Origin of the sequence: Streptosporangium sp. CA-135522, from assembly GCF_050949235.1 — a bacterium.
Lineage (GTDB): Bacteria > Actinomycetota > Actinomycetes > Streptosporangiales > Streptosporangiaceae > Streptosporangium.
The window spans coordinates 3,651,884-3,673,048 of record NZ_CP192026.1; the positions used below are offsets into that span (position 1 = coordinate 3,651,884).

At 69.9% G+C, this 21,165-nt stretch carries 17 protein-coding genes and 1 riboswitch; of the genes, 4 read left to right on the plus strand and 13 right to left on the minus strand.

From position 1 onward, the window contains the following. Positions 1 to 4 precede the first annotated feature (4 nt). Both ACQPYK_RS17215 and ACQPYK_RS17220 read left to right on the plus strand, forming a co-directional pair. Positions 5 to 952 carry an acetylxylan esterase gene (locus ACQPYK_RS17215; RefSeq protein WP_433256353.1) on the plus strand — a complete coding sequence of 316 codons (948 nt, stop codon included), beginning with the start codon at positions 5 to 7 and terminating at the stop codon, positions 950 to 952. 272 nt (positions 953 to 1,224) lie between these two features. Beyond that, a complete protein-coding gene (locus ACQPYK_RS17220) occupies positions 1,225 to 2,922 on the plus strand; it encodes a methyltransferase (RefSeq protein ID WP_433256355.1) in 1,698 nt (565 codons plus the stop codon). Between the two features lie 28 nt (positions 2,923 to 2,950). On the opposite strand, the gene ACQPYK_RS17225 is transcribed toward ACQPYK_RS17220, so the two are convergent. The 10 genes from ACQPYK_RS17225 to ACQPYK_RS17270 form a co-directional block, all read right to left on the minus strand. Continuing rightward, the gene (locus ACQPYK_RS17225; protein WP_433256357.1) at positions 2,951 to 3,943 is read right to left on the minus strand and encodes a phosphotransferase family protein; all 993 of its coding nucleotides are present in this window, start codon (positions 3,941 to 3,943) and stop codon (positions 2,951 to 2,953) included. 9 nt (positions 3,944 to 3,952) lie between these two features. Continuing rightward, a complete protein-coding gene (locus ACQPYK_RS17230) occupies positions 3,953 to 4,846 on the minus strand; it encodes an aldose 1-epimerase family protein (protein WP_433256358.1) in 894 nt (297 codons plus the stop codon). Between the two features lie 72 nt (positions 4,847 to 4,918). Next, entirely contained in the window at positions 4,919 to 5,926 is a 1,008-nt protein-coding gene (locus tag ACQPYK_RS17235) for a LacI family DNA-binding transcriptional regulator (protein ID WP_433256360.1), read from the minus strand. 32 nt (positions 5,927 to 5,958) lie between these two features. Next, the gene (locus ACQPYK_RS17240) at positions 5,959 to 7,383 is read right to left on the minus strand and encodes a GH1 family beta-glucosidase (protein ID WP_433256362.1); all 1,425 of its coding nucleotides are present in this window, start codon (positions 7,381 to 7,383) and stop codon (positions 5,959 to 5,961) included. Then, positions 7,380 to 8,258, minus strand: a complete 879-nt coding sequence (locus ACQPYK_RS17245) for a carbohydrate ABC transporter permease (protein ID WP_433256364.1) — start codon at positions 8,256 to 8,258, stop codon at positions 7,380 to 7,382. The genes ACQPYK_RS17240 and ACQPYK_RS17245 overlap by 4 nt, the downstream gene beginning before the upstream one ends. After that, positions 8,255 to 9,229, minus strand: coding sequence for a carbohydrate ABC transporter permease (locus ACQPYK_RS17250; protein ID WP_433256366.1), 975 nt, complete (start codon positions 9,227 to 9,229; stop codon positions 8,255 to 8,257). The genes ACQPYK_RS17245 and ACQPYK_RS17250 overlap by 4 nt, the downstream gene beginning before the upstream one ends. An 80-nt stretch (positions 9,230 to 9,309) precedes the next feature. After that, the gene (locus tag ACQPYK_RS17255; protein ID WP_433256368.1) at positions 9,310 to 10,662 is read right to left on the minus strand and encodes an ABC transporter substrate-binding protein; all 1,353 of its coding nucleotides are present in this window, start codon (positions 10,660 to 10,662) and stop codon (positions 9,310 to 9,312) included. Positions 10,663 to 11,267: 605 nt separating this feature from the next. Continuing rightward, complete coding sequence (locus tag ACQPYK_RS17260) at positions 11,268 to 11,963, minus strand: CHAP domain-containing protein (RefSeq protein ID WP_433256370.1); 696 nt, start codon at positions 11,961 to 11,963, stop codon at positions 11,268 to 11,270. A gap of 20 nt (positions 11,964 to 11,983) precedes the next feature. Then, positions 11,984 to 12,119: riboswitch (cyclic di-AMP (ydaO/yuaA leader) on the minus strand. A 370-nt stretch (positions 12,120 to 12,489) separates the two neighbouring features. Next, positions 12,490 to 13,068, minus strand: coding sequence for a TetR/AcrR family transcriptional regulator (locus ACQPYK_RS17265; protein ID WP_433256372.1), 579 nt, complete (start codon positions 13,066 to 13,068; stop codon positions 12,490 to 12,492). A 15-nt stretch (positions 13,069 to 13,083) separates the two neighbouring features. Further along, positions 13,084 to 13,956 (minus strand): oxidoreductase, encoded by an 873-nt coding sequence (locus ACQPYK_RS17270; RefSeq protein ID WP_433256374.1) that lies wholly within the window; start codon positions 13,954 to 13,956, stop codon positions 13,084 to 13,086. Positions 13,957 to 14,107: 151 nt separating this feature from the next. Between ACQPYK_RS17270 and ACQPYK_RS17275 the strand changes: the two genes are divergently transcribed. Together ACQPYK_RS17275 and ACQPYK_RS17280 are read left to right on the plus strand one after the other, a co-directional pair. After that, positions 14,108 to 15,163, plus strand: coding sequence for a hypothetical protein (locus ACQPYK_RS17275; protein WP_433256376.1), 1,056 nt, complete (start codon positions 14,108 to 14,110; stop codon positions 15,161 to 15,163). Between the two features lie 85 nt (positions 15,164 to 15,248). Then, positions 15,249 to 16,436 (plus strand): DUF6716 putative glycosyltransferase, encoded by a 1,188-nt coding sequence (locus ACQPYK_RS17280; RefSeq protein ID WP_433256378.1) that lies wholly within the window; start codon positions 15,249 to 15,251, stop codon positions 16,434 to 16,436. A gap of 232 nt (positions 16,437 to 16,668) precedes the next feature. Here ACQPYK_RS17280 and ACQPYK_RS17285 read toward each other — a convergent pair whose 3' ends face one another. The 3 genes from ACQPYK_RS17285 to ACQPYK_RS17295 form a co-directional block, all read right to left on the minus strand. Then, on the minus strand, positions 16,669 to 18,570 hold the full coding sequence (locus ACQPYK_RS17285; protein WP_433256380.1) for a LamG-like jellyroll fold domain-containing protein: 1,902 nt from the start codon (positions 18,568 to 18,570) through the stop codon (positions 16,669 to 16,671). Between the two features lie 253 nt (positions 18,571 to 18,823). Continuing rightward, a complete protein-coding gene (locus ACQPYK_RS17290) occupies positions 18,824 to 20,122 on the minus strand; it encodes a polysialyltransferase family glycosyltransferase (RefSeq protein ID WP_433256382.1) in 1,299 nt (432 codons plus the stop codon). Then, positions 20,119 to 21,048, minus strand: a complete 930-nt coding sequence (locus ACQPYK_RS17295; protein WP_433256384.1) for a glycosyltransferase family 2 protein — start codon at positions 21,046 to 21,048, stop codon at positions 20,119 to 20,121. The genes ACQPYK_RS17290 and ACQPYK_RS17295 overlap by 4 nt, the downstream gene beginning before the upstream one ends. Positions 21,049 to 21,165 lie beyond the last annotated feature (117 nt).

Below are 21,165 nucleotides of genomic sequence, written 5' to 3' on the forward strand. Positions count from 1 at the left end.
CTCCATGCCGTTGTTCGATCTCCCTCTCGACGACCTGCGGTCCTACCGGCCCGCCGTCCCCTCGCCGGACGACTTCGACGAGTTCTGGAAGGCGACCCTCGCCGCACCGGGCCCCCTCTCGCCGGTCTTCACACCGGTGGACGCGGGCCTGCCCCTCGTCGACGTCTTCGACGTGACCTTCGCCGGGTTCGGCGGCCATCCGATCCGCAGCTGGCTGCTGCTGCCCGCCGGTACGGCGGAGCCCGTGCCCTGCGTGGTGCAGTACCTGGGGTACGGCCGCGGCCGGGGCGAGCCCTACCCCTGGCTGACCTGGCCCGCCGCGGGCCATGCCACCCTCGTCATGGACAGCAGGGGGCAGGGCAGCGCCTCCGCCGAACACGCCGGGGCCACCCCCGACCCCCACGGCGCCACCCACGGAATGCTGACCCACGGAATCCTCGACCCGGCCACGTACTACTACCGCAGGCTCTACACCGACGCCGTCCGCGCGGTCGACGCGGCCCGCGCCCATCCCGCCGTCGACCCGGACCGCGTCCTGGTGGCGGGCGTCAGCCAGGGCGGCGGCGTCGCGCTGGCCGTCGCGGGGCTGCGCTCCGACCTGGCCGGGGCCCTCATCGACGTGCCATTCCTGTGCCACTTCCGGCGCGCCGTGGAACTGGTCGACACCGAGCCGTACGCCGAGATCACCAGGTTCTGCGCGGCCAACCGGCACCAGGTCGAGCGGGTCTTCGCGACCCTCTCCTACTTCGACGGCCTCGCCTTCGCCGCCCGCGCCACGGCACGGGCCCTGTTCTCGGTCGGCCTCATGGACCAGGTCTGCCCGCCGTCGACGGTCTACGCCGCGTTCAACGCCTACGCGGGCCCGGCGGAGATCACCGTCCATCCGTTCAACGGCCACGAGGGCGGCGCCGCCACCAGGCTCCGGGACCAGATCGCCTGGGCGACCTCATGATCTACAAGGGGCCATGACCGCGACGGGAAACACGATTCGGGTCGCGTCTTCGTGATTTCCCGATGTTTCCCGTCACCGTCGAGGTTCGTCACGCGTTTTCGGAAGCGACCGCGGTAACAATGGAGGGGATCCACCGATGATCACTATGCCCTGCCGCTCTCTCCGCCGTTCGCTCTGCCCTCCGGCAGCACGGACACCATGGCCACCTGATCACTGACATGCTGTGAGGCCCGCTCATGATCGATCCAGAAGACGTCAGCCGGCTTGACCGAATGATCCAGTGTGTTCGGGAGAACGACACCGCGCAGGCGCTGCGCTCGATACTTCCCGGCCGAGCGCCTCACGACAGGGCCGGCGAACTGGCCGGCCACTGCGACTTCGATCACGCCGGCATCCTCGTCTTCCCCGGATCCGCGCAGGACGTGCAGGACCTGCTGGTGAGCCGCACGTTCGAGATCGTCACCGTACTGCCCAGCGTCGTGGTCCGCGACCGCCTGCGGCAAAGGTACGGCCTGGCCGGGAAGGCCGCGCCGGTGACGATCGTCCGCGGCCGCGACGTCTCCCCACGGGGAGAAGGGCGGCAGATCGAGGTCTTCGTCCTCCCCCGGCGGGCATGCGAAGAACTACCGGCGGCGCTGCCCGTCCGCGAGCGGCGCGAGGAGAACGAGACGCACCTCGCCTTCCGGGTCCGCGACGACGACACCCGCACGCTTCGCCTCCTGCGCGACCTGGCCGGCCGGTATCGCATGAGACCGGACGGCGGCGGCCACAACCCCGGAGACGAGGCGGACCGCGGCGGCCGCTCGGTGCTGTACTTCGCCGTTCCCCGGACCGACGCGCAGGAAGCACCGGGAGTGCACCGCATCGAACTGTTCTCCGCGGGTGAGCACACCCGTGCCCTCGACGAGCACCTGAACGCCATCGACCGGCAGGACGGGCACACCGGCGCTCCTCCGTCCGAGTCCGGCCTCCCGATCGCCGACGGCTCCAGCGAACTGCGCCTGCTCAACCTGATCACGGCCTACTGGTCGGCGCAGGCGGTGCACGCCGCCGCCGTCACCGGCGTCGCGGACGCGCTCGCCGACGGTCCGCGCACCGCCGCCCAGGTGGCGGCCGTCACCTCCTGCGACCCGGCCGCGATGGCGCGGCTTCTGAGGTTCCTGGCCCACATCGGACTGCTGCGTGTCGATGCCGAGCTCGGGTACGGGACGACCGGAGTGCTCGATCTCCTCCGTTCCGACAACCCCTTCCGGGACCTGACCCTTCTCTACGGCGAGGAGTTCTACCGGGCGTGGGGAGAGTTCCCGCACGCCGTCCGCACCGGCAAGAGCGCCTTCGGGCAGGCGTTCGGAGACGAACACTTCGAATACTTCAAGGCTCACCAGGACAGCGCGCGCCGCTTCGACCGGGCGATGGCGGCCACCACGCAGATGATCGCCAACGATCTGTGCCAGGCGTTCCCCTTCCCCCCGGCCGCGCGGATCGTCGACGTGGGAGGCGGCGACGGCACGCTCCTGGAGGCCGTCCTGTCCCGGACGCCCGCCGCCAGCGGGGTTCTCGTCGACCTCGAGCACGTCGTGGCCCAGGCCGGAAAATCGCGTGCGGGCTCGGACGGCCGGATGACGATGGTGACCGGAGACTTCTTCGAGCACATCCCGGCGGAGGGGGAGGTGTTCCTGCTCTCCCGGGTGCTGCACGACTGGGACGACCAGGACTGCGACACGATCCTGCGAACATGCCGCAAGGCACTGGACGACTCGGCCCACCTGCTGATCATCGAAAGGCTGCTTCCGGTGGACGGTTCGGCCTCGCTCGCCGTCGCCTGGGATCTGCAGATGCTGGCCGTCACCGGGGGAAGGGAGCGCACCCGCGCCGACTACGCCGGGCTGCTGTCCGGCGCCGGCTTCACCCTCACCTCGGTGCGCCCCCTCGGCCTGGACCTGAACCTGCTGGTGGCCCGGCCGTCGTGACGCCCTCGCGCCGACCCGCCCGGCGCGATCACCGCATTCGGCCGGAGAGCTGATCCAGTGCCCTGACCAGGGCGGCGGCGCTCAGATCGCGCAGGGGCGCGTAGTCCTCCTCCGGATACTGCCGGGGACCGTTCTCCACCAGGATGATCAACGCGAGGTAGAGGCGGTAGAGGGCCAGCCGGGCGCGGGCGGAGTCGGTGAACTCCACGACGCCGCCCACCTCACGGTAGCCGGCCACGATCTCGTCGGCCTCGTCCAGCTCACCGAAGATCGTCGGGGTGACGAAGTCGGCCAGCGGATCGCCCCAGAACGCCCGTTCGTGGTCGATGATCGCCTGGATGCGCGGGCTGTCGCCCGAGGTCAGGAAGACGTTGCCCGGCCAGACGTCGAAGTGGACGAGACAGGGCCGCGTGACCTCCTCCAGTGCCGCCGCGCCGGCCTCGATCACCGCCGAGATCTCGGCCGCCGGCCGGGGGAGCGGCGTCGCGTAACGGCGCGCGTCCGCCAGAATCGCGTCGGTCATCGCGAGGAAGGCGGACCGCCAGGTGTCACCGGTCAGACCGGCGTGCGGATAGCCGTAGACGTCGCCGGTGATCGTGTTCAGCCGGGCCAGGTGACCACCGAGCTCCCTGCGGAGCGCGCGCTGGTCCGCCTCGGCCGGCGTGACCCGGTTCCACGGCACCCCGTCGAGGGCGGACAGGATCAGGTAGTCGCCGCCCAGCACCGGATCGTCGAACCCGGCCCGCAGCAGCTCGGGACCCGGCACCCCGGCGGGCCCGGCCAGGCCGTAGACCATGGCCTCGGTGCGCAGCAGGTTGCGTTCGTAGCGCAGCTGCTCCAGCTCGGGCGGGGGCGACAGCTTGAGCACCACCTCGCGACCGTCCCGCAGCGTCAGCCGCCACACGGCGTTGGCGAAGCCGTCGGTCAGCTCGGTGGCGGCGGCGAGCCCGGTGCCCAGCGCCCGCCGGGTCAGCGCGTCCAGCTCCACGGAAGTGAGCGGGCGCTTGGTCCTGCTGTCCATCGTGGCACCTCAGGCGGGGGAGATCGTCCAGGAAGTCTCGATCTTGTCGCCGGGTTGGAGCACGACCAGGTCGGTGCCGGAGTTGAAGGCGTCCGGCGGGCAGGTCATCGGCTCGACGGCCAGTCCGGAGTGGCCGAGCCCGGTTCCGGTGCACACCTGGACCCAGGGCAGCGCCGCGGCGTCCCAGCGGATCTCGACCCCGCCGTCCGGACCGCTCACCCGTACCCGGGCCGTCCCGTCGGCGTCGGCGAGGAGGCCGGTGAAGGCGTGGTCCACCGCGGTGTCGCCGACCGTCCGCGCGGTCGTGAAGTCGTACGGCGTGCCGGCGACGTCCTCCAGGGAGCGCGGCAGCAGGCGGTCGTCCACCAGCAGCACCCTGGTCGCGGGCACGTGCAGCTCGTAGCCCTCCACATCGCCCGGCAGCAGCCACGGGTGCGGGGCGCAGCCGTAGGGGGCGGGGCCGTCACCGATGTTCTCCGCGGTCAGCGTGGTGGTCAGCCCATCGGGGGTGAGGGAGTACAGGACCCGCAGGGCGACGGTGAAGGGGTAGCCGGGAGACGGGGTGATCGTGTGCGCCAGCCGTACGAAACCGTGCTCGTCCTCGACGGCCAGCCATTCCACCGCCTCCCAGTCGACCTGGGCGACCAGCCCGTGTATGGCGTTGCCCCGGTCCTTCTCGTTCATCGGCAACCGGTGGGTCCGGCCGTCGAAGGTGTAGGAGGCGTCGGCGATCCGGTTGGGCCAGGGGGCGAGCAGCGTGCCGCTGTAGTAGGGGATCGGCTCGTCCGCCGGCCAGCTGGTCACCAGATCGCGCCCACCGTGACGGAGCACGCGCAGGGCCGCGGCGCGCTCGGTGATCTCGGCGTGCATGGCGCCGCTGCGGAGGGTGAACTGCCGGGACACGGTGGTCCTTTCGCCAGGGGGGAGACTGAGACAAGCATGACCGGTTCGAACTTACACAGCCGGGGTGCCTCGCTACGCGGAGGCCCGCTCGACCAGATGGGTGTCCAGTATCACCACGGGCTGCTCCAGGTGCTCGCCGTTGATGCGGGCCACGAGCAGATGGGCCATCTGGCGGCCCATCTGCTCGGTCGGCTGATGCACGGTGGTCAGCGCGGGCGAGGAGTGCGACCCGGCGGGGGAGTCGTCGAAACCGATGACCGCCACGTCTTCCGGGATCGCCCTGCCCTCCTCCCGCAGCACCCGCATCGCGCCCAGCGCCATCGGGTCGGAGGCGGTGAAGACCGCGTCGACGTCGGGGTCGTCCGACAGGAGCTTGCGCATGGCGACGATGCCGCTCTCCTCGCTGAAGTCGCCGTAGGCCACGATCTCGGTCATGCCGGTCGCGAGCAGCGCGTCGCGGTAGCCCGCGAGCCGGTCGACGCCCACCCCCATGTCCTGCGGTCCCGCGATGGTGGCGATGCGACGGCGGCCCTTGCCCAGCAGGTATTTGACCGCCTGCCGGGCGCCGGCACGGTTGTCCACGTCGACGTAGCTGTAGGGGGCGGGACCGACGGGGCGGCCGCCGATGACGGTCGGCACGCCCATCGCCTCCAGCCGTCCGGGCAGCGGGTCGGCGCCGTGCAGTGAGATCAGCAGCACGCCGTCGACGTGCTGCCCGGTCAGGTAGTGCTCCAGCCGCTCGTGGTCCTGCTCGGACTGGGCCATCGCCAGGATCAGCTGCAGGCCGGTCTCCGACAGCGCCGAGCCGATGCCGCGGATGGTCCCGGCGAAATAGGGCTCGTCGAAGACGCGCAGCTCCGACTCCGAGACCACCAGCGCGACCGTGTCGGTGCGCCGGGTCACCAGCGCGCGCGCGGCCCGGTTGGGGACGTAACCCAGCTCCTGGATCGCCTGCTGCACCGCGCCACGGGCCTTCTCGCTCACCTTCGGTGAGCCGTTGATGACCCGCGACACCGTGCCGCGGCCGACACCGGCCAGGGCCGCGACCGCCTCAAGGGTCGGACGACGGTCGCCGTTCATGTTCCTCGCCCCCATGAAAGATTGCCGACCCCTTATTCTGCCGGACCGCTCAGGCCTCCACGCCTGATTGTCCCGGCATACCAGAGAGCGCTCTCTTTGGGAACTCTCCGCTGGGTCTCGTAATCGACGTGAACCAGCCCGAAGCGCTTGCCGTATCCCCACGCCCACTCGAAGTTGTCCATCAGGGACCAGGCGAAGTAGCCCTCCAGCGGCACCCCCGCCTCGATCGCGGCATGGCAGGTGCGCAGGTGGGCGTCGATGTAGCTCAGACGCTCGCGGTCGTGCACGACGCCGTCGGCGTCCACGACGTCGTCGAAGGCCGCGCCGTTCTCGGAGATGACCAGCGGGACCGGCGGATACTCCCGGGCGACCCGCAGCAGGATCTCGTGCAACCCCGTGTCGTCGATCTCCCAGCCCATCGCGGTGACCGGCCGTCCGCCCTCGACGAACGACACGTGCTCGCTGCCGACCCAAGGCGACCCGGTGTCGGTGGGAGCCGACGCCGCCGACGCCGCGCCGCCGGGCGTGCCGGAGACGGTGAAGCGGCTGTAGTAGTTGATCAGCAGCATGTCCAGCGGAGCGGAGATCACGTCCATGTCCCCGTCCTGGACGAACCCGCTCGGGTCGGCGAGGTCCTCCAGGACGTCGGCCGGATACTCGCCCCTCAGCAGCGCGTCCAGGAAGAAGCGGTTCTGCAGGCCGTCGATACGGCGGGCGGCGTCCCGGTCGGCCGGGGAGGCGGTCTCCGGCGAGATCGCGTAGAGGTTGACGCAACCGCCGATCCTGCTGTCGGTCCGCTGGGCGCGCATGGCCGCCGTGGCCAGGCCGTGCGCGAGGAGGAGGTGATGGGCGGCGCGCACCGCCTGCACCGGCTCGCGCCGTCCGGGGGCGTGCTCGCCGGAGGCGTACCCCAGGAACGCCGCGCACCAGGGCTCGTTGACCGTGCTCCAGTTGCGGACGCGGTCGCCGAGCGCCTCGTGTACGGCCGCCGCGTAGTCGGCGAAGCGCTTCGAGGTGTCCCGTGACGGCCAGCCGCCCGCGTCCTCCAGAGCCTGCGGCAGATCCCAGTGGTAGAGCGTCACCCACGGGTCGACGCCCTGCGCGAGCAGCTCGTCGACCAGCCGGCTGTAGAAGTCGAGGCCTCTGGCGTTGATCGCGCCGCTGCCGTCGGGCTGGATCCTGGGCCAGGAGACGGAGAACCGGTAGGCACTCAGGCCGAGGTCGGCCATCATCCGGACGTCGTCGCGGTAGCGGTGGTAATGGTCGATGGCGACGTCGGCGTTCTCGCCGTTGACCACCCGGCCGGGCTGCCGGACGAAGGTGTCCCAGATGGACCGGCCGCGGCCGTCCTCGGAGACGGCGCCCTCGATCTGGTAGGCGGAGGTGGCCGCGCCCCAGACGAAGCCGGTCGGGAACACCAGATCCGGGGTCTGAATCTGCGTTTCTTGCGTGATCACGCCTTGACCGCACCTTCCATGAGGCCGCCGACGATCTGGCGACCGAACGCGACGAAAACGATGAAGAGGGGGAGGACCGAGGCGGCCGTGCCGGTGAACAGCATGACGTAGTCGGTGCCGTGGGCCTGGTTGAGCGCGGCGATCGAGGTCTGCACCACGGGGTTGTCCGGGTTCAGCACGATCAGCGGCCACATGAACTCGTTCCAGGTCTGCATGAAGACGAGCAGCGCCAGTACGGCCATCCCGGGACGGAGCGCGGGCAGGATGACGTTCGCGTAGATGCGCATGGTGGAGGCGCCGTCGACGCGGGCCGCCTCGACCAGTTCGTCCGGCACCGCCTGGGTGGCGTACTGGGTCATCATGAAGACCCCGAACCCGTTGACCAGGAAGGGCAGGATCACCGCCTTGAGCTGGCCGGTCCAGCCGAGGGTGACCATCAGCTCGTACAACGGCACCACGCCCATCTGCTGGAGCGGAACCATCATCGTCACCAGGATCAGGCCCAGCAGGATCTTGCTTCCGCGGAACCTGAGCTTGGCGAAGGCGAAGCCGGCCAGCGTGGAGATGAGCACGACCGACACGGTCACGATGACCGAGACGATCGCCGAGTTGACCAGGCCGGTGAGGAAGTAGGCGTCCTCGGTGGCCAGCAGCCGCTCGACGTTCTCGCCGAGGTGCCCGCCCGGCAGCAGCGGCGGCGGGACGTCGATCGCCTCCTCGTTGGTCCGCGTGGCCATGACGAACATGTAGTAGATCGGGAAGGCCGACAGCACGAGGGCGAGGGCCAGGACGACCTTCGTCAGCGGCCCGGCGTCCCAGATGCGGTTGCGGGCCTCGGGCCGCGCGGGACGCCGCCGGGTCTGGATCGCCGTCACTTGGAACCCCCGATACGGCGGGTGAAGGAGTAGTTGATGAGCGTGCCGATGAGGATCAGCGCGAACAGCAGCCACGCGGCGGCCGCGGCGTAGCCGAAGTCGAAGTCGCGGAACGCCTTCTTGACGATGAACATCGCCACGGTCTGGTACTGACCGGTGGTGCCGCCCGCCATCGTCGGGTTGCCGTCGAACATGACCGGTTCGGTGAACAGGGTCAGGCCGCCGATGGTCGAGATGAACACCGTGAAGATGATCGTCGGGCGGAGCATCGGGATGGTGATCTGCCAGAACTGCCGCCGGGCCGTGGCGCCGTCGATGGCGGCGGCCTCGTAGAGGTCCTTGGGGATGGTCTGCATGGCGGCGAGCAGGATGATCGCGTTGTAGCCGGTCCAACGCCAGTCGATCATCGTGGAGATCGCGAGCCACGAGGACCACTTCTCGTTCTGCCAGTTGATCGCGTCGACCCCGAAGAGCCCGAGGAACCAGTTGATCATGCCGTAGTCGCGCCCGTAGAGCTGGGTGAAGACGACGGCGACGGCGACGACGGAGGTGATCAGCGGCAGCAGCACGCCGAGGCGGAAGAAGAGCCGGCCCCGGATGCGCTTGTTGAGCGCGTTGGCGAGGATCAGGGCGAGGACGAGCTGCGGGATCGTCGACAGGACGAACATCCCGAGCGTGTTGACCACCGCGTTCCAGAACGCCTCGTTGGTGATCAGGTCGATGTAGTTGTCGAGGCCGGCGAAGGTCTTGTCCCCGGCGAGCTCCCAGTCGTGCAGCGACACCCAGAAGGTGTAGCCGAGCGGGAAGACGCCGAAGACGGCGAACAGGAGGAAGTAGGGGGAGACGAGGAAGTACGGGGTCGCCCGGAGGTCGAACCTGGCGAGTCCGCCGCCCCGTCCCGAACCCCGGTGCCCGGACGGCCGGCGGGGGCCGGGCCGGGCCGGAGCCGGGGTGTCGACGTGCAGGGTCATGTTCAGCCTTTCAGCCGAGGGCAGGCCACCGGCCCGGCGGCGGGATCACCGCCGCCGGGCCGGTGCGGGGCGGGAGGGGATCAGCTCGCCGCCTTGACGCCGGCCTCGAGGAACCTGGTCCAGGCCTGGTCGTAGGGGACGGAGCCCTGGTCCATGCCCTCGAGAACCTTCTCCACCGAGGTCTTCACCTGGGCGTGCTTCTCGCCGAGGAAGACCGGAAGCAGGTCCTTGACCGAGGCGCCGAAGATCTGGCCGGTGGGCGCGTCGTTGAAGAACGGGTTCTTCAACTCGCTGACCGCCGGGTCCTGCTGGGCGGGAATGGAGCTCGGGAAGGCCGCGGCCTCCTGGAAGGCCATGACGTGACCCTCCTTGCCGGTGAGGTAGTTCAGGACCTCGGCGGCCTCCTTGGGATGCTTGCTCTGCTTGGGCACCGCCAGGTAGGAGCCGCCCCAGTTGCCGGCGCCGCCGGGCACCGCCGCGATGTCCCACTTACCCTTGCCGACGTCGCCGGCCGCGCCGGAGACCACGCCGAGCATCCAGGCCGGGCAGCCCATCGTGGCGAACCCGCCCTTCTTGATGGCGGCGTTCCACGGCGGGGTGAAGGAGGCGAGCTTGGCGGTCAGGCCGGCCTCGCTGAAGCTCTTCACCGTGTCGAAGGAGGTCTTGATGGCCGGGTTGCTCTCGATGACGAGCTGGTTGTTCTTGTCGATGTAGGAGACGTTGCCGTTCTTCGGCGCCTCCTGCGACAGGATCACGTTGTAGAGCGTGTTCGGGCCGTCGAGGAACTTGGGATCGCCCTTGCCGGGGTTGGCGGCCTGGAACTTCTTGCCGACCTCCATGAACGCGTTCCAGTCCGGCCAGAGCTTGCCGACCTCCTCGCGGTCGGTGGGCAGGCCGGCCTTCTTGAACAGGTCCGTGCGGTAGCACATGGTCATGCCGCCGATGTCGGTGCCGAGCGCGAACAGCTTGTCGTCGGCGTTGATGCCGTTGTCCCACTTCGCCGCGGGGAAGTCCGCCTTGCGGCTGTCCAGGCCGTACGCGCCGAGGTCGGTGAAGAACTGCGGACGCGCCTTCATGAGACCCATCGCGCCTTCGTCCAGGGCGATGATGTCGGCCGCGCCGCTTCCGGCCTGCAGACGCTGCAGCAGCTGGGGCAGGTAGACGTCCTCGAAGCGGTCGGTGAGGTTCTGGTACTTCACCTGGATGTTCGGATGCGCGGCGTTCCACGTCTCCACGGCCTTGTCATAGCCGAAGTTCTCGCCACCGCCGAAGGTGTGCACGGTGATGGTCACCGGCTCGGCGGCCGGCGCGGAGGAGCCGCCGCCGGTCGCCGGCTTGGCGGGTTCACTCGAACCGCAGGAAGTGATCGCCAGGGCGGTGGCCGCCATCACCGCGACCGCGGCGAGCTTGCCATGCCGCTTGTTGTTCAACATTCCGGACCCCTCTCAGGTGGTCGCCCGAATCGATGGGAGGTGGCGTCGCGGATCGGTCCCCGACAAACGCGTCCGCGACGGGTTGTCCCTCAACGTGTTTTGGGAGCGCTCCCACGAAGAGTGGACGATAGGCATCCGGGACGTCAATATGCCGAAACTCAACCGTTACATCCCACCCTTTATGTGGGGACGAATAGTTATATAAGTCGACAAATCACCCAGAGGTGTGTTTGGGAGCGCTCCCATCGCAGGGGGATGCAACCGGACATTCCTTACGGCGAGGTCGTCGTTCGAGTGGACCGGGCACCGCGAAGGGCCGGCGAGCCGTGGGGGCGGGGTGCCGAGAGGCCGCGGGGGCACGGGGAGGGGGCCTGCCGGGGAGGACCGTGAGACGCGGCCGGGTGAGGACCGTGAGACGCGACTGGGGGAGGGAGGCGAGAGCGCGAGCAGGGGGCGGACGCCGAAAGGGCCCGGCTCTGATGAGCCGGGCCCTTTTTCGTGCTCCGTGCCGAGGGGGCGGCCGGTGCGTGCCGATGGATCGGCGGTGCGTGCCGAGGGGGCGGCCGGTGCGCGCCGATGGATCGGCGGTGTTGCGCGCCGGTGGATCAGCCGGCGTAGACCGGGTAGCCGTAGCCGACGACCTGGGACTTGGGCCGGACGCGCTGCTCGACCCGGCCGTTGCCGGTGTTGCCCTCGATCGTGCTGATCGTGCCGTCGCCGTTGTCCTTCTTCACGAAGCCGACGTGGTCGATCCCGCTGATGCTCTTGCCACCGTTCCAGTCGAAGTAGACGACGGCGCCGGGCTTGGCGGCGTTGCCCCAGTGGTCGTTGTTCTTGAACCACCGGGCGTGGGCGACGGTGTAGGCGTCCCAGCCCATGGTGGGACGGATGCCGGCCTGCTCGCCGACCCAGGAGACGAACATCGCGCACCAGGGGGCGTTGGCGTAGGCCCGCACGTTGCCGCCGTCACGGGCGACGGTCTCCCGGGCGCGGGGGGAGGAGACGTACCAGGACTGGAACTTCGTCCCGCCGCCCTGGGCGTTCTCGGAGACGCCGACCTGCTTGGCGGCGATGCGCAGGACCTGCGCGGCCGTGACCTTGGGCAGGCGCGCGGCCTTGGCCTGGAGAGGGGTCTCGGTGGTCTTGGAGATCTCCACCTGGGGGATGGCGACGGGGAGCTGTCCCGGAGTGTCCGCCAGGGCGGCGGGGACTGCGGCGATGCTGCCACCCAGGGCGATGGAAGCGCCCAGAACGATGCGGGTCAGGTGACGGGTCTTGGGGGTGAGGCGGTTCTTGGCCATGCGGGGGTGTGACTCCTTGCTTCGCTTCTCATTCCGCCTACCGGGTTAGCTGACGGGTTCGGGCTGGGAAGTGCCCTACGGCGCGCAAAGGCGCCGATTCACCCCAAGAACGTGGTTCCCCGGTTCCGCGACTCGCGGATTCGGCGGCCGTGCTCACCGGGCGGAGTGATCCACTCCGATGCGACACGGTCGGGCAATGTGTTGGTAACGCGTAGACCTGCAAAGACCTAGGCGTTCACCAGGAATGACTAGAAGCTACGTGAAACGGACAAACGATTACAAGTGGGACACATTGCCTTGGCTTGGGAATGCGTCCGAATCGAGGGGGAAGACTTGGTCTTTCCCAAGATCACTCCGCTCGCTCCCGGCGTCCGGGAGGAGACCGGAAACGCCGAGGCGCACGGCCTTTCCGCGAGGAGACGAGGGAAAAGTGCGCCGCCCGACTCCCTCCTCGTCCCCCGGTGTTCGTCATCAACGTAGATCTTTTCCCCAAGAGGGGTTTTACCTGCGAAAACGCTCGCTTCGATCAGTGTTTCGTCGCGGACCAGGCATGGATCAGCGGCAGCAGCACCCGGTCGACCGTCTCCTCGGCGAAGGCCTCGTCGAGCGGCTTTCCGAGGATGAGCAGCCGATGCCAGACCAGGGCCTCGGTGACCCTCCTGATCTCGCCGGGCTCGATCCTTTCCGGTAGTTCGCCCCGCTCGCGGGCGCGGTCGAGCAGCGGGGTGGTGCCGGTGATGTCGGGGCGGGGCACGTGCTCGCGCAGGGCGGCCGCCAGGTCGGGCGTGGTGAGCAGTGCGGGCAGCAGCCCGAAGACGAGGCTGTGCCTTTGCTCCAGGGTCCGGCAGAACCCGGCCACCACCGCCGTCAGGTCGCCGCGCATCGACCCGGTGTCGGGCGGCGGCGCGACGTCGATCTCCAGATGGTTGCAGACCAGGTCGACGACCAGCGCTTCCTTGCCCGGCCAGCGGCGGTAGATCGTGGCCTTGCTCGCGCTGGCGCGCTTGGCGATCTGGTCGACGGACATGCGGTCGAACCCGACTTCGGAGAGCAGTTCCATGGTCGCGTCGAGAATCGCCCGCTCCCGGCTGGGATCGAGACGCAAGGTGCCTCCGATGGGCTACGAGTGCCGTGTGATCGTCTTGAATCGTACGCCCGTGAGCTCCTCCGAGGTCTCCCACAGCCGCCGGGCCACATCCTCCTCCAGTGCCTTGGGGGAAGGGGTCAGCGTCTTCGGGCCCGGACCGATGAACTGGCCGCCGGTCACCTCGGTGGAGGTGGCGGCGTAGAGGGAGGGGATCGCGCCCTTGAGCGGAGGCTGCAGCGCCAAACGCATGAGGGCGTTGACCGGCCTGGTGAGCACGCCCAGCTTCATGATGCCGGTGGCCGTCGCACCGGGATGAGTGGCCACGCTGAGCAGCCGCCCCTCCGCTCTGCGCTGCAGCTCCAGCGTGAACAGCAGGTTGGCGAGCTTCGACCTGCCGTAGGCCGAGAACCGCCCGTAGCGGCGTTCGAGGCCCAGGTCGCCGAAGTCGATCCGGCCCAGGCCGTGCGCGTCGCTGGAGACCGTGACCACCCGGGCGCTCGGCCGGGCGAGCAGGTGCGGCAGCAGCAGCCCGGTCAGGGCGAAGTGACCCAGGTGGTTGGTGCCGAACTGCATCTCGAACCCGTCGGCGGTGGTCCGCCGAGGGATCATGCCGACTCCCGCGTTGTTGACCAGTATGTCGAGGGGCCCGTCGAAGGCGGAGGCGAACGCCCGCACCGAGCTCAGATCGGCCAGGTCCAGCCGTCTCCACTCGATTCGCGCGTCCGCGACCCGCAGGCGGATCGCGGACGTCGCCGCCTCTCCCCTGGCCCGATCCCGTGTGGCCACGATGACCCGCGCACCGTGCCCGGCCAGGTGCAGCGCGGTCGGGAGTCCGATGCCGCCACCGGCGCCGGTGACCACCGCGGTGGTGCCGGTCAGGTCGGGGATGTCGTCCGGGGTCCACATGGCTCGCTCCTCTGAGGCGTGAGGCAAGGTGTACGAAACCGTTCCGTACACCACGGTAGATCGTCCTGGATCAGATGCGCAAGTGGGCGTATTCGGGTGTTCACCCACAGTTCCCGGGCGTGTAAGACATCCCGGTTACGGTGAGGCAGTCGTGAACGGGTCATCGCCCGGCGTGGAGCACGGTCGAGACCACGCGCGGGAGCAGGGTTCGGCCGTTGCCTGGGTGGAGTCCCCGCTGCAGATGCTCTGCGCCGTGGAAGCCCACCACGCCGGGCTGCTCGGCCCACGTGCCCGAGTGGTGCCCCGAGCGGGCCTGCGTCCGCTCCTGATCACCCGCCGTGAGATCTCCCGGCTCGGCCCGCCCGGCGGGCTGGAGCTGGCCGCTCCCGAGCCTGAGATGCCCAGGCCCCGCCGGGGCACGACCTGGGCGGTCGGCGACGCCTTCTCCGGCAAGGTGCAGTTCGGCTGGCTGACCGCCCTGCCGGGCCGCATCGTGATCGTCGACGACGGCCTGGCCACCATCAGGCTCCTGGAACTGCTCACCGGACAGGTCTTCACACCGCTGCTGCGGGCTCGCGCGAGCGCCTCCGGCCCACTGCGGGCCGGGCTCAGGCGCGCGCTGGGGACGGCCGCCGGCCTGCGACTGCGCGCCGCCGCCCGCTCCGGCCGCCTGTCGATCTTCACGGCGTTGCCCGTCCCCGCCGAGCTGGCGCGGGCCGTACGGGACGGGGGCACGGAGCTGATCACCCACGACTTCGCCTGGCTGCGCTCGCAGCCCCTGCGCAGGCCGCGTCCGCAGGAGCGCACCGTCGTGCTCGGCACCTCGCTGGTCCGCAACGGCCTGATCCACCGCGAGCGCTACTTCACCTGGCTGGCCGGACTCGGCTCGTCCGAGCCGGTGGCCTACTTCCCGCACCGCCGGGAGGATCCCCATGATCTCGACCGGGTCAGGCGACAGCCCGGGATCACCGTCTACGACGGCGGGATCCCGGCCGAGATGACCCTGCGGGGGCTGGCCGCCGAGCAGCGGGTGCTGAGCCTGCCGTCGACCGCGGTCACCTCCCTGCGGGTCCTGCTCTCGGCTCGGGGCGTCACCGTGGAGACGGTGGACGTCCCCGACGAGTGGTGGACCGCTCAGGCGGCGCCGTCACTGCGTTCCCACCTGTCGATGTTCGCCCATCACGACACCGGAGTCACAGGGGCATGAACCCACGGACGAATCCGAGGGTTCACGGCTCCACAGGTAGGCCCGGGGGACTCCACACCGGAGGTGTTTGTTGAAAATCCTGGCCGTGGCCGACTCGGATTCCTACCTGAAGTGGGCCGCCTATCTGCTCGGGGACCTGCCCGCGAGCTGTACGGCGGAGCTGACGGTGATCCGCACTCCCATCACGCCCTCCCCGGCCCAGATCCACGCGGCCGTCACGGGTGCGGCCACCGACCCGCCCGTGCTGTCGGCCCGGGCGCTGCGCCGGGCCGCCGAACGGCTCAGGCCCGACGTGGTGCTGGTCGCCTGCACGGGACCCGTGGTGGACGTGCTGGTCAGCGAGGTGCTGTCCGGCCTGGCACCCAGACCGGTGTTCGTCTCCGGACTGCCGGGGATCTCCATCCCGGCGACCGAGAAGGCATGGGTGTTCCGCAGCGGATGCGACCTGTTCGTCCTGCACAGCGAGCGGGAGGTCGCGGAGTTCACGGCGATCGGCCGGGAGCTGGGCGGGGGCGGGGTGGTGGGGATGGCCAGGCTGCCCTTCCTGCACAGCGGTGCGGAGGTGCCCGTCACCGGCCCGCGCGACCGGGTGGTGTTCGCGACGCAGGCCAAGGTGCCCAGACGCAGGGAGGAGCGGGAGCAGATCCTGCTCGCGCTGGCCGCGCTGGCCGGGCGCCGGCCGGACCTCGACGTGGTGGTCAAGCTCCGCGCCCTGGACACCGAGCGGCAGACCCACAACGAGCGTCACCACTACCAGCGTCTGTGGCAGTCGCTGGCCGACGGCGGCCAGGTCCGTCCCGACGCCGTGCGCTTCGCGGTGGGCCCCATGCATGAGCATCTGGCGCACGCGGCCGGATTCGTCACGGTCAGCTCGACCGCCGCGCTGGAGGCCATCGCCCAGTCGGTGCCCCAGCTGGTGCTGTCGGACTTCGGGGTCAGCGCCGAGATGATCAATCTGGTTTTCGAGGGCAGCGGCCTGCTCGGCAGCCTGGACGAGCTGTCCGAGGGCCGTTTCCATACTCCCGACGAGGCCTGGTGCCGGGCCAACTACTTCCACCCGCGAGGGGAGAGCGACTGGGTCTCCCAGATGGTCACGCTGGTCGCCCAGGTCCGCGCCGGACGCCTGGCCCCCGCCCGGTCGCTGCTCGACGGCCCGCAACACGCCGCCGCCCGGCGGCGCGCCCGCCTGCGCGTCGAGGTCCCGCCCAACGTGCTGCGCGTCGGCTACCGGGCCAAGCGCCGGATGCGTCGCTATCTCAACGCGCTGAGCTGAGCTCTGTTCCTTTGAGGGTCAGGGCGTTGACGGCGACGATGACGCTGGAGCCCGACATCGACAGCGCGGCGATCTCCGGGCGTAGCACGAGGCCGAGGCGGGCTCGAACACGCCCGCGGCAATGGGCAGGGCGACGGCGCGGTACGCCACCACCGCGGCGCCCGATCGAGTCGCGTCCGATTCGTGCCGACGCCTTCCTCGGCATGCTCCGCGGGCGGAACAGAGGACTGGATCACCGCGCCGGCATGAACTCGCCGACCGGCAGGGCCCGGTCGGCGATACGGACGTCTCCGACCCAGCCGTGCAGGATCTGATCCAGCTTGCCGCCGTACTCGTAGCCGCCCAGGAGCCACTGCAGTCCGACGGTGGACAGGCCGGTCGCCTTGGTGGTGGGGTTGCGGGCGACAGGGCAGCCGTCGACGTACATGGTGGTGTGGCGCCCGTCGTTTACCACGGCCACGTGCCACCAGCGGTCGAGCGGCAGCTCGTGACCCCAGTTGGTGACGGGGCCTTTCAGGTTCAGCGGGTAGACGGCCCACTGCAGTTCCCGGCCGGGGGACAGGCTGAGGGTGGCCACCGGCTCGTCGCGGTCCCCCTCGGTCTTCCCGGCCTCGCCGCTCAGGCCCCAGCGGCTGAGCAGGGCCGCCCAGCCGTTCTGGCCTCCGTCCCAGTCGGCGGGGAGTTTGAAGAACGCCTCGAACGTGTAGCCCGAGGGGAACGTGGCGGAGTTGAGCGGCGCCGTGGGTACGGTCTGGAGGTAGGCGCCCCCGAGCGGATTCTTGTTGCCGCCGAAGTACAGGCTGCCGTGCCCCGGTTGGTCTGGATGGTGCTGGGTGGACCAGGTCAGCGCGGTCGCGGGGCTGCCGGGCACCGTCATCTTGGTCAGGTCGTTGCCGCGCCCTGACAGGTCGGTCACGCGTTCGGTGTCCACGACCGGTGAGCCGTCCTCGTGGGAGCCGTCGAACCGCCAGTAGGCCACCGTCCCGGGGATCACCATGGCGGCCGCGGGCCGTGGTGCCCGCGGCGGCACCGGTGCGAACCCGGAGAACCGCTCATCGAAGTCGATCGCCATGGAGAAGTAGTCCTGCGGCCCGGTCTGCTCGATCTCGAGGCGTTCGAGGCCGTTCAGGTGCTCGGCGGTCCGGCTGAGGACCCAGGGGGAGAAGGTCTCGACGTCGATGGCGTTCCTGGCCAGGTCGAACCGGTAGAGCCGGATCATCGCCGCGCCGCCGTAGTAGCGGTTCTGGTAGTTCGTGATGTGCACGTGAACGTCGTGGCCCGCGGTGTTCTTCCTGGTCGTGCGCGCCGGCGGCCAGTAGTGCCCGTTCAGGGCGAGAAAGATCTGATCGTTCCCCGCGATGAGCTCGTCCCACAGACGGGCGCCGAACTCGGAGAACTGACCCTCGTCACCGTAGGTGTCGGTGTAGATCAGCTCGTGTGTCGTCAGGATCACCGGCAGCTTGGGGTTCCGCCTGATGACGTCCTGGGCCCAGGCGATGCTCGCCGCGGACGGCCGCCAGTCGAGGGCCAGCACCAGCCACTCCCGCCCGGCGGCGCGGAACACGTGGTAGGTGTTGTAACCGTCAGGGGTGGCACCGCCGAACGTCCGCGACTTGCGGAAGCGGTGCGGGCCGAAGGCGTCCAGGTAGGGAGTGCGGCCTCGTTGGTCATCGGTCGAGGAGTCGATGTCGTGGTTGCCGGCCAGCACGCTGTACGGCAGGCCGCGCCGGTCCAGAAGCTGGAACGTCTTCCCGATCGGGTCGAACTCGTGCTTCAGGCCGTTCTGGGTGAGGTCGCCCAAGTGCGCCATGAAGACGATGTTCTCCTCGCGGCGGTGGTTCAGAATGTACTGGAACGCCGCCTCGACCGGCTCAGGGTTGATGCTCTGGTCGTCGAAGAGATATTGGGTGTCCGGCATCACCACGAGGGTGAAGCGGAGGTTGTCCGAATCGGACTGCCATGATCGGGCCTCGTCCGAGGCGAGCCCGCCGGACAGTGGTGTCGCGGACGCCGCAGGCGCGCCCGCCACGCTCAGGGCCGCGGCGCCGACGCCGGCCAGCCCAGTGGCGCGCAGAAAGGAGCGGCGGTTCGGGACCGTCTCCCCGTCGCGTCGGTGGTCGTCCTGGCTGCTCATGCCGATCTCCCAATTTCCGGAGTCCCAAAAAGCTTTGGAAACTCGCTGTTCGCCCGATTCGCGTGCTTCTCGCGATGGGCACGTCACGGTATCGACGGCAGAGAGAAGCGCACGGCGCACTGATCGGCAACGCCCGAAGAAGATGGAGTGAACAGAATCCGTGTGGCCACGGAGTGTCATGAGAGCACTCTTGAGGCCTGTGGGGTTTCTGAGGCGTCCAGCGGTCCGCTCAGGGAAGCGTTCAGGAAAGCGCTCAGGAAAGCGCTCTGGAGAGTCGGCGGCGGAGCCGGTCCAGGGCGCCGGGCTGCCGGCCGTCCGGGAGCCGGGTCGCGGAGCCCAGCTCCAGGGCGGTCAGGCGCTGGCGCTTGAAATAGCGGCCGGGTCCGTGGGCGTCGAGATAGGCGGCGGCCTGCTCGCGCAGGCCGGGATGGGTCTCGCTCTGCATGCAGTAGCCGACGGCGCGGACCAGGGCCTGCAGATCCACCGGCGGCGGCTCCCGCAGTGATCCGTCGGCCGACAGGCGGGGGAGCAGGGCGTCGGTGACGGTGACGGGGATGCGATTGCTGTTCTCGTACGGCGTGAGCCGTTCCAGCACCAGCTCCCCGCCCACCGTGGCCACCGGCAGGCCGAAGTGCCGCCTGGCGGTGATCAGGGCGGTGGAGAAGCATCCCACAACCAGGGCGGGCCGCAGTGCCGCGAAGCACGCCTCGGCGGGGACGGTCTCTCCCACCACCGCCAGCCGCACGCCCAGCTCCCCGGCCGTCTCGCGGAGCTGCTGGGCGTGCCGCCGTCCGCCGGCGGGGTGGGGCTTGAACAGCACGGTGTCGAACCCCCGGGCGACCAGGCCGCGCAGCATGTCCGCGTGTAGGCCGGCCTCCTCCTCCGGGGTGACGATGTCGAGCGCGGACAGGTACTGGCCGAGGATCATCGGCTGCCCGGCGGGCAGGCCCGTCGTGTCCTGCCCGAACACGCCGCCACGCTCGACCACGTCGAGGAAGGCCCCGTCGGGGAGGGTTTCGGCGGGCACGCCGTACTCCGACAGCAGCAGCGGGGACAGGCCCGGCACGAGGTCGAGGTGGAGCAGGCGGGTGATGCGGCCGGAGATCTCCGCCGGAAGCGGGTCACGGGTGGGGCCGTAGCTCATCAGGCCGTCGGAGTAGACCGTGATCGGGCAGTCCTTGACCAGGCCGGCGATGGTCCGCGACGGGGGGACCGCGATGGACTCCAGGATCAGCTCGTCGGGGCCGTCGCCGAGGGAGAGGTGGGAGCGCAGCAGGCGGCCCAGCATCGGGGCCTCGATGATCCGGGCCTTCCAGTCCGACGGATGAAGCGGGGCCACGATGTCGTTCCACGACCGGACCTCGTCGAAGCGCGGGCGCAGCGCGGCGAAGCCGGGGGTCTCGTCCAGGGCCGGGGTGATCTCCGGAATGGCCGCGTTGTTGGAGACCAGCAGGATGCGGCGCCCCTCGTGCGGCCCGAACCGGCCGTCGTCGATCGCCGCCGCCAGCGTCATCGCGCCGAACAGCGTCGAAGCGTAGAAGAGCTGTGTCAACTGTCCTCCAGGAGCCTCTGCAGGATCTGGTCGCGTTCCGGTTCCAGGCGGACCTCGGCCAGCAGGCCCGAGGGCAGCCGCCGCAGGGCGTCGGCACCGCGCTGCTCGAAACGGGCGCGGAGGTCGGGGGAGAAACGGTCGGCCAGCTCCAGATGGTGGGCCAGCAGCGCGCAGAAGGTGCGTGCCGCCTTGGGCGCGAACTCCTCCTCCAGGTCCGCGAAGACCAGGTCGAAGGCGTCGAAGAAGTGCAGCTGCCTGGCGTCGCCGATCTGGGTCAGCGAGCCCGACACCATCCGCCGGTAGAAGAGGCCGGCCAGCGAGACCACCCCGAACGAGCCCGCCTGCCGGTGCAGCCGCCAGATCCACGGCCGGTCCTCGGCGGTGTGCAGGTGCCCGGGGAAGGTCAGCAGGTCGCCGAGGTCGCGGCGGTAGATCCCGGCCCAGGCGTAGGGATAGTCGACCATGGTCTTGACTCCGGCGGGCAGGATGTGGTCACGCGGTTTCAGTGCCACCTCGCGGGTGGCCAGCGGCGCCCGGTGGATCACCCGCTTGCGGCCCTCCACCTGGACGTGGTCCACCCGGACGAAGTCGCAGCCGAGCCGTTCGATCGCCTCGACCAGGTCGGTGAGATAGCCGGGTGCGAGCCAGTCGTCGCCGTCCATGAAGGTCAGGTAGCGGCCCGAGGCCAGCGACACCCCGAGGTTGCGGGCGTCGGCCAGCCCGACCGGCGTCTCGTTGCGCAGGACGACCAGACCGGGCAGGTCATCGCGGAAGTCGTCGATGATCTGCCCGGTCGCGTCCGCCGACCCGTCGTCGACCACGATGAACTCGAAATCCCGGTGCGCGTTCCTGACGAGCGAGGTGAGCGCGTCGGAGACGTAGAGCTCGGCGTCCCGCACCGGGACGACGACGGACAGCTTGATCAAGTTCCCTTTCCATTCGGAGTTCGGGCTCCCACGCGGACGCGCCGGTGGCCGGACCGGGGGAGTGAGGGAGCCAGGTGGATGAGCGGTGAGGGGGGTTCCGCCGGTGGGGAGGATCCG

Coding starts and splice junctions, on each gene's coding strand:
- ACQPYK_RS17215 (WP_433256353.1), top strand. CDS start 5: ATGCCGTTGTTCGATCTCCCTCTCGACGACCTGCGGTCCTACCGGCCC.
- ACQPYK_RS17225 (WP_433256357.1), bottom strand. CDS start 3,943: ATGGACAGCAGGACCAAGCGCCCGCTCACTTCCGTGGAGCTGGACGCG.
- ACQPYK_RS17255 (WP_433256368.1), bottom strand. CDS start 10,662: ATGTTGAACAACAAGCGGCATGGCAAGCTCGCCGCGGTCGCGGTGATG.
- ACQPYK_RS17270 (WP_433256374.1), bottom strand. CDS start 13,956: ATGTGGACCCCGGACGACATCCCCGACCTGACCGGCACCACCGCGGTG.
- ACQPYK_RS17220 (WP_433256355.1), top strand. CDS start 1,225: ATGATCCAGTGTGTTCGGGAGAACGACACCGCGCAGGCGCTGCGCTCG.
- ACQPYK_RS17260 (WP_433256370.1), bottom strand. CDS start 11,963: ATGGCCAAGAACCGCCTCACCCCCAAGACCCGTCACCTGACCCGCATC.
- ACQPYK_RS17235 (WP_433256360.1), bottom strand. CDS start 5,926: ATGAACGGCGACCGTCGTCCGACCCTTGAGGCGGTCGCGGCCCTGGCC.
- ACQPYK_RS17250 (WP_433256366.1), bottom strand. CDS start 9,229: ATGACCCTGCACGTCGACACCCCGGCTCCGGCCCGGCCCGGCCCCCGC.
- ACQPYK_RS17285 (WP_433256380.1), bottom strand. CDS start 18,570: ATGAGCAGCCAGGACGACCACCGACGCGACGGGGAGACGGTCCCGAAC.